Source organism: Pseudoalteromonas sp. TP27 (assembly GCF_056470645.1).
Window position 1 is genome coordinate 1 of the sequence record NZ_JARDAK010000040.1, and the last position, 6,737, is coordinate 6,737.

General features: G+C 35.5%; 9 protein-coding genes. 5 read left to right on the forward strand and 4 right to left on the reverse strand.

Features of this window, described 5'->3' with window-relative positions:
* The 4 genes from tssD to PX700_RS21215 all read left to right on the forward strand — a co-directional run.
* Positions 1-351: type VI secretion system tube protein TssD (tssD, locus tag PX700_RS21200; protein WP_479521865.1), on the forward strand; the 351-nt coding region annotated here is incomplete at its 5' end.
* The gene (locus PX700_RS21205; RefSeq protein WP_479521866.1) at positions 344-1,090 is read left to right on the forward strand and encodes a DUF4225 domain-containing protein; all 747 of its coding nucleotides are present in this window, start codon (positions 344-346) and stop codon (positions 1,088-1,090) included. The genes tssD and PX700_RS21205, both read left to right, overlap by 8 nt.
* Before the next feature lie 679 nt (positions 1,091-1,769).
* Positions 1,770-2,435 carry a hypothetical protein gene (locus PX700_RS21210; RefSeq protein WP_479521867.1) on the forward strand — a complete coding sequence of 222 codons (666 nt, stop codon included), beginning with the start codon at positions 1,770-1,772 and terminating at the stop codon, positions 2,433-2,435.
* A gap of 301 nt (positions 2,436-2,736) precedes the next feature.
* Positions 2,737-2,961, forward strand: a complete 225-nt coding sequence (locus PX700_RS21215) for a hypothetical protein (RefSeq protein WP_479521868.1) — start codon at positions 2,737-2,739, stop codon at positions 2,959-2,961.
* Between the two features lie 122 nt (positions 2,962-3,083).
* Here the strand turns inward: PX700_RS21215 and PX700_RS21220 are convergent, their stop codons facing one another.
* On the reverse strand, positions 3,084-3,395 hold the full coding sequence (locus tag PX700_RS21220; RefSeq protein ID WP_479521869.1) for a hypothetical protein: 312 nt from the start codon (positions 3,393-3,395) through the stop codon (positions 3,084-3,086).
* Positions 3,396-3,423: 28 nt separating this feature from the next.
* The gene (locus PX700_RS21225; RefSeq protein ID WP_479521870.1) at positions 3,424-3,663 is read right to left on the reverse strand and encodes a hypothetical protein; all 240 of its coding nucleotides are present in this window, start codon (positions 3,661-3,663) and stop codon (positions 3,424-3,426) included.
* Between the two features lie 627 nt (positions 3,664-4,290).
* Between PX700_RS21225 and PX700_RS21230 the strand changes: the two genes are divergently transcribed.
* Entirely contained in the window at positions 4,291-5,016 is a 726-nt protein-coding gene (locus PX700_RS21230) for a hypothetical protein (protein ID WP_479521871.1), read from the forward strand.
* Positions 5,017-5,019: 3 nt separating this feature from the next.
* On the opposite strand, the gene PX700_RS21235 is transcribed toward PX700_RS21230, so the two are convergent.
* Positions 5,020-5,949, reverse strand: coding sequence for a DNA cytosine methyltransferase (locus PX700_RS21235; RefSeq protein ID WP_479521872.1), 930 nt, complete (start codon positions 5,947-5,949; stop codon positions 5,020-5,022).
* A gap of 10 nt (positions 5,950-5,959) precedes the next feature.
* Positions 5,960-6,283: a hypothetical protein gene (locus tag PX700_RS21240; protein WP_479521873.1), complete on the reverse strand. Its 324-nt coding sequence runs from the start codon at positions 6,281-6,283 to the stop codon at positions 5,960-5,962.
* Between the last annotated feature and the right edge of the window lie 454 nt (positions 6,284-6,737).

Here is a 6,737-nt window from a genome sequence, read left to right on the forward strand (position 1 = left end):
CATGGCATTGAGTATCAAAATAAATCTATTCATAAACCAATTCAAATCATTAAAAAAATAGATAAAAGTAGTCCTTTATTATCTCAAGCCTGTAGTGATGGTGATGTATTAGATTGCTCTATTGGGTTTTATCGCCCAAGTGCAACGTCAGGGTTAGAAAAGTTTTATGAGTTAGTCCTCACTGGCGCAAGAATTAAAAGTGTTTCTATGCACATGCCTCATATTATTGATTTTAATCAAGATGAAATTCAAGAATCAGTACTTATTACTTATCGAGATATTCAGTGGAAACATTTATCGGCTAACACTAATGGTTATAGTTCTTGGCTAACGGCACTTGATAATGAATAAAGATTTTGAAGATGATGAAGTAAAACTTGCGATAAAAGGTTTATTAGCGCAATGCAATTCTTTAAGTCTTGAATGTCTTAAAGATCCAGATGTTCAAAATGAGTTTAGACGACAATACATACATATTGGTAAGTGTTTAAAAGCAGATTATGACGAAGGCATAATATCAAAAGATGAAGTTGTTCAGTACGTAAGAAAAGAGCGAAGAAGCCTAATTGATCAAGCTCGTGATTTAAGTTTGTATGGTATTGGTGTGATAGGAGGGATAGCACAAGCCACAGGAGGCGCAGTAATGTGTGCTTCTGCGCCTTTAACAACGATTGCAGGTGTTGCGTTATGTGCAACCGTTGGTACTCCTATGATGGCGCATGGGGTAAATAATACCTATGAGAATAGCGCAAATATTATGGACTATTTACGTGGTGAGCAAGAGATCAAAAATACAGGATTTGTAAGGCAGGGTTATCATTTAGCGTCTAAGCATTTAGGGTATTCTAATAGAGAGGCTGATCTTGCTTATAGTATGGTCGATTTAGGATTATCTCTTTATGGCTTTAAAAATACCTTAAAAAAAGTCCCTTATGCAAATGTTCCTGATGCAACGCAATTTAAGTTATTTAGATCGTTAGCATCTGATTACGAGAAAGGTTGGCGAACTATGGGGGCGGGCTCTCTTGCAGGAGAAGCTATAGGTAGTGCGAGTAATATAGATGGGATGTACAATACTTATAATGAATAATTTATTTACATACATCATAGTGTCATTGTTTTTTTTATGGCTATCGTTTCTTTCTTATAAATGGATTAGGACTAGGTTGCATAGTTCATTTAACATTATGATTTATGGCTTGTTTAATACGGTTATTTCAGTTCAACAATACTCTATTTTTTTTGGAGATAGGCTTGCTTCTTATTACCCTTTTGAAATAGACATTACGAATAGTATTGTACTTTTGTCTTTATTGTTTTTAATCGCACATATCTATTTAATGATAAAACCGATTAGAGATAAGTGATTTTTAAGTGGATAAAAACTTACATTCAAATACACGAAAGCCCCAATAGTTTGACACCATTGGGGCTTTCGTATTTAATGGGGTGCTTGTTCGGGATTGCAGTCCCAACAAAGCGTGACACCAACAAACCATACTTGTGATGTACTGCTAATTATACAGCCGTATTCACAGAATACAACGTATAAGAGGCTGAACATGAAAAGTAGAGTTACCTTACCCCCCCTAAATACATGGCATCCGCAAGAATCTTTAACTTCTGAATATGAAGTTATTCCGCTTGGTGAACGCAAGAAAAAACACATTCCAACCCTAAACCGAAAGATATTCAACACGCTTGAAAAGCATGGCGCGTGGATCAATTCGCAATGGCCTTTCTTAGTTCATAAGTTGGTTGAGGTCGGTATGCGTAAGCGTAATCTCTCATTTAAAGAAGTACATAAGCGCAATATTGAAAATACGTTACGTTGGATTGCCTACCATTCTGACACGGTAACTGGTTGTATTAATGTCACTCATTTGTGTATTGAAATTGGTAAAGAGATCGGGGTATCGAGTTCGACCATTTCAGTGATCATGAAAGAGCTAGTGATCATGGGGCTGCTGTATGAGCCTGAGCAAAGTGGACAATCCATACAAGATATTCTGCATGATGGACGATTGCCAAGAACACTATGCACCACTCCGTTATTCTATGAAATATTAGGTATCAATCAGACTGAATTAGAGCGTTTACGTTCTATTGAGATCCGAAGACGTGAAATTGAATACGCCAAAAGACAAGAAAAATACGACGCAGAAATAGCCCTAAAAACATACTGCCACAGTAATATTTTGCGTGTATGGGAATATCGTCACACTCAATCAACCTCTAGTTATAAAATTAAATTGGCTGATATGGAGCCAATGACTCGCCTCACCTATATTTCACGTAAGCTGCTTGAGCGTATCAAAGCGAAAGGCTGGCCTATCAGCACCGAAAAAGAGCACATCACTAAGATGGCCAACAATCTACTGCGTAGAATGGGGTTATCTGTTAAACGCTCTGAGTTCGCGCCCCCAATAACATAACTCTTCTTATTTTATTACGCTCTTAGCTGAGTGGGTATTCCTATGCGTGTCATTTATGTCGGTATAAAAATCGAACAAAAACAGTAAAGCACACAAGTCATTTACTTGGTATTGATGGGGATTGTTAGCCTGTTTTTATAAGTTATACATTAATGTCGGAATAGCCCCTTTTTAATTCAGATATAGCCCCTTTCTAAACCCTGCTAATATTCTTTTCTTATCTAATTCAAAATTATCCTATTCCACCTATCGGTGTTGATAAAAAGGAAACGGCCTCTCGACTGCTACGCAGTGAGGCCTTATGTCGGTGTGGATAGTGCTTTTTGTCATTCGACAGGAAAGTAATATTGACTCTGTTTGTTACGGGGTAGCTTTATCGCTTCGCGATGATTCTGGCATGAAAGAAAATCAAGATCCTAGGGCGAACGAAAACAGCAAGGCTTCATCTGCTGATTTTGGGCGTTCTGGAGACAAACGAAGTGCGTCAGGGTTTCAAAGGTTTTTACCTTTGGCACGGCATGTTTAACCAAATACGTATGTAGAGGGTGAAAACGTGCCTGTCGTGCCTATATTAAAAATCGGTATCTGTCCGTTATCAAATGGAAAATACTAACGATTTGATTGTGTGAGTTAATTTATATGTAACCCTTATTTTTTCAGTAAATGACTAAATAAGGACTTTTTTTCTTTCTCTGGCACTGGCTCTTTATGTGCTTGGATCATCGCCTCCAGTTTATTAAAACGTTCAGAAATATAATGTAAGTCATCATCAAGCATTTCTCTTTCGTAGGCGTAATACGACTTATCAATCGAGTGATGCACTCGATCGGCATGAGTTTGATACAAATCTCTTTTATAGGCGAACAATCCCTTAACTAACACTTCCCTTAAAAGATCTGCTTTATCTTTTTGCGTGTCATTGAGTAAGTCTTCAATCTCTGTATTAATTCGACCGTCCACGCGAACGGACACTAAATGGGTTTTGGATTTATTCATGGCCTGCTTTTCTCTTTTGTCTAATTCGGTAAAGAACCGTCTTTAAATAATCCTTAGAAACAGTGACATTTTTGGTCTTTAGAAAAGACACTATATGATCTAATGACACGCCCTCACTCATCGAGGTAGTTATCACTTCATACAGTTCATTAATGACGGCTGTTTTTGATTTGGTGTGATGCTTTTTTGTGTACAAAAGTAGCTCTTTTTCTAGCGGTGTTTTCTTTTTCATAGAACCTCTTGTTGATTACCAATTGATAGCTCAAAGATTACACTTGAAAAGTGAATAATCAAGATAGTTATTTTCTATGGATGAAGTTTGCTAATTTATTAGAGTAACCTTAATGTAAACATGAGTAATCAATAAGTTACATTTAGCATTCTGATTACCAAATGATTACCTTGTGATGTCTAATTTTAAGATAGGCACGACGGGGACGTTTTCACCCTCTGCTACGCATTTGATAAAAACATCCCTGTGCCAAAGGTAAAACCTTTGAAACCTGACGCACTTCGTTTGTCTCCAGAACGCCCAAAATCAGCCCATAAAACCTGGCTAATTTAGTTCGTCCTGGCTAACTGTTCAAAATGAACGTTACAGGGTGATTATTGGGTGAACCGGTTCGAGAATTTATTGCCCTGTAAATCGCTCTGAAAGCGTCATAAACTTTCAAACGTGTTTTTGGGTATATCGGTGGGGTTTATATCTGAAAAATGCCGCTACGTGGATTCTGGGTGGTTTAATGGCTGTTTTGAGGGGCTAAGTTGGCTATTTAACATAAGGGGCATATCGCGCATCAAATTTTGTTTCTTTATTAGCTTTGCTTTATGCTTATTTCTTTTTTCTTGTGTTGGTCTTATGTTAGGTAATCCTCGTTTAAGAGATAGTCATTTACGTAATCGTCCGTACCCATTAGGTAAATTACCTGATGAAAGTATTTACTCTATAGGTCGTTCTCTTGCTTATTTAATTGCGGTTGGAGAAAGCGATCTTAGTGGTGAAAAGTGGGAGAAAGTTTTTTCTGAATCAATATCTGGTAGAAATCTAAGCCGCCCATTAGGCTTGGCCGATGTAGTTAAGGATTCTTTTTCATGGTCTGTTAAAACGGTAAAAAATAAAAAACCTCATGAAGTAAAGACTATACGTATTATATCAGGCCGAAATAATGTGACGTATTCGTTTGGTATTGATAACCCATTGGAAGATGTGTCTTTAACTGGGGAGGCTGTAATATCTATATTTAATGAGAGAATTAAAACGGCTAAATCTGAATATAAAGATATTACAAATGCAATTTTAATAAGATCTCTTGATTTAACTGCATTTACTTATTTTGAAAAAGAAGCAGAGATCATCGATCCAAAAAGTGTGAAATGGAGCCTAAATAAACGAGGTAATCTTGAGGGGCATGATATTAATGGGCTTCATTTGTATACGTGGCAGCCTAATGGGAGTCAGTTTACTATTATGTATAATGTGCCTGATGATGCTCAAAAATTCACAATTCGTAAACCTGACTCTTTAGATTTTGATTCTGTTATAACGTTGATTGGATTTGATAAATCTTGGGTTAGTATTCGTTAATGATTATGCGACACTCATTTGATTAATGTCATTAATTGCGGCCATCATACTTTTTGCTATCTTTTTTATGACAGGAACAGCCACGCTATTACCTGCTTGTTTTCTTAATTGTGTGTATGGGACAACTATCTTAAATTCTTCAGGGAATCCTTGTAATCGAAGGAGTTCCCGTGATGTAGGCCTTCTAACACCGTTAACTAATAAATAATTATATGACGCTCCAGCTCTTAAGGCGCAAGAATATGGGAGTGGTGAAACATTCCCTGATATGTTTTGATGCCAAATACTGGGTTTTGGAGCTTCTTTTTTTAAATTATTCAATCTACTTTGTTTAATATCATCATTAACAAAAAATTTTGATTCTACATTTTTATCATTTTCTAAAATTTTTGAAAGGTCGTAATTTTCAGAACCTATTGGAAATTCAAAGTTAATAGTATGATCTAAAAAGCCAACAATAAATGCTCTTTCTCTTTTTTGGGGAACTCCAAAATCTAGGGCATTTAGTATTGTATGATGAACTTTATATCCTAAGTCTTCGAGAGTTTTTATTATAACTTTAAATGTATTTCCCTTATCATGGGATTTTAACTGTTTAACATTTTCTAGCATAAAAGCCTGAGGTTTTTTTTCTTTTAATATATTAGCTACATTAAAAAACAATGTTCCTCTAGTATCATCAAATCCGTTCATTTTCCCTATGATACTAAATGCCTGACAAGGAAAACCTCCTAGCAATATGTCGTGATCTGGGATTGAGGTTGGTAATATTTTTGTTATATCACCATGCGGTTTTTCATTGAAGTTTGCTTCATATGTTTTTTGTGCGTGAACATCCCACTCAGATGAGAAAACGCATTGACCCCCTTCATTTTCAAAACCTAATCTGATTCCGCCAATACCTGCAAATAAGTCAATAAATTTAAAGCTCATGATATAAACCTCATATTGAAACTGAATATCCATTTGGATAATTTTCAAAATTGTTAGGATTTTTAAATTCACAATATTTTTTTAATGAAGCAGTTAATGAGCAAGTTAAATTATATTGTTCTTGTTTTGTTTTTGATTTTTCAATGCCGTATTTTTTGATTTTTTTTAAAGCTATTACATAGTTATCTGGGGACGATACTGCTAAATGAAGAGGTTCAATAATTCCATTATGAAGTCGTTTACATCGGCATAAGTGGTCACCTGAAACTTTTAGAGATAAATTCTTATTACATACAAGCCACTTTCTAAATTCTTCCTTATCTTTTTCAAACATACCTATAATTCCTTTGTTGATAAAAGCGCTAGATTATAGCGCTTTTATCAACAAAGGGAAGAACAATAATTAATTTAGAGTTAACAAGGGGTTTGAAGTTACATGCTCATGTATGTTCTGAACTGATTTAACGTAACTCTCGTTCTACGAATCGCAAAGGTCGCCTATTGGCGGCCTTTTTTGTGGTAAAGATCTCAATGTCGTTATTTCAGTGAAAATGAATAGTGATTAGTAAATATGCCTATAGTTTTAAGCATTAGTAATTCTCCTATTCTTGATAAACTATATCATTACGATGTAGTTAAATATTGGAAATAAAATGGCTGGAATTGCTTACTTAACAATTAATAGTATGAATAAGGGATGTATTTCTCAGGGGTGTAACTCATTAAATTCTGTTGGGAACTCATTTCAGCGTGAGCACGAAGATGAAATTACGGTCTTATCAGTTACG